This is a genomic window from Streptomyces sp. NPDC005266, from assembly GCF_040607655.1.
Taxonomy (GTDB): domain Bacteria; phylum Actinomycetota; class Actinomycetes; order Streptomycetales; family Streptomycetaceae; genus Streptomyces.
On sequence record NZ_JBEXHC010000067.1, the window covers coordinates 1 to 1,064 of the forward strand.

At 67.2% G+C, this 1,064-nt stretch carries 1 pseudogene; it reads right to left on the reverse strand.

Going from position 1 to position 1,064, the window contains the following annotated elements:
• A pseudogene (locus ABZU99_RS34890) lies at positions 1-988 on the reverse strand (IS5 family transposase); the annotation flags it as partial.
• Positions 989-1,064 lie beyond the last annotated feature (76 nt).

The following is a 1,064-nucleotide window of genomic DNA, read 5'->3' on the forward strand; positions in this document are numbered from 1 at the left end:
GTGAGGTCCTTGATCCAGATCACGGAGGCCCGGAGGTGGAGTCCGGCGAGGTAGCTCCCCGGGGTCTTGTCGTAGCGGGTGGCGATGCCTCGCCATGCCTTCATCCTGTTGATCGCCCGCTCGACGGTGTTCCGTTCCTTGTAGAGCTCGGTGTCGTGACTGACGGGCCTACCGCCTCCACTGCCCTTCTTCTTGCGGTTGGCGGCCTGGTCCTTCTTCTCCGGGATGACCGCCTTGATACGGCGTTTGCGCAGGTGGGCACGGTTGCCACGAGACGAGTAAGCCTTGTCTCCGGCGACCGCGTCCGGCCGGGTGCGGGGGCGACCGATGGGCCCGCGCACCCGCACCTTCTTCAGGACGGGGATGAACTGTGGGCTGTCCGCTGCCTGGCCCGCGGTCAGGATGAACGCCAGCGGGCGGCACTTGCGGTCGGCGGCGAGGTGGACCTTGCTGGTCTGCCCGCCCCTGGAGCGTCCGAGGAGGGCGGCCTTCAGTCGGAGTTTCCGCCGACACCGGACGCGTCGTCGTTCTTCCCGCGCGGGATCGCTTTCGGTCTCCTGCCCTCTTTGTTCTTCGAGGCCGCCCCCTTTGACCTGGCCTTCTCCTCCTCGGCGGCGGCTTTCTCCAGGGCGGTGACGACGTCCTTGTCGAGGTGCATCCCTGCCGCGTCGTGGTGGGCACGGGCGGTGGTGGAGTCAATGCTGACCAGGGACAGGTCCACCTCACCGCGCTTCGCAGCTTCCGCGATCAGGCCCTCCAGCAGGGCCTCGAAGACCCCGGCGTCACGCCACTGCCGGAAGCGGTTGTGGACGGTCGACCACGCACCGAACTCTGCCGGCATCTCCCGCCACTGGCCGCCCGTCCTGAACCGCCAGATCACGCCCTCGAACTGCTGCCGCAGCCGCTCGGGGTACGGGCCGTACTCGCCGATCGGCAGGTACGGCTCGATGAACTCCCACTCCGGGTCGGTCAGTTGTATCCGCGTCACGTACGACGGTCTACCGGACCAGACCGTTCCACGAAGGCACATCCCGCAGATTGATCACGACTCGATACGTGCCCTA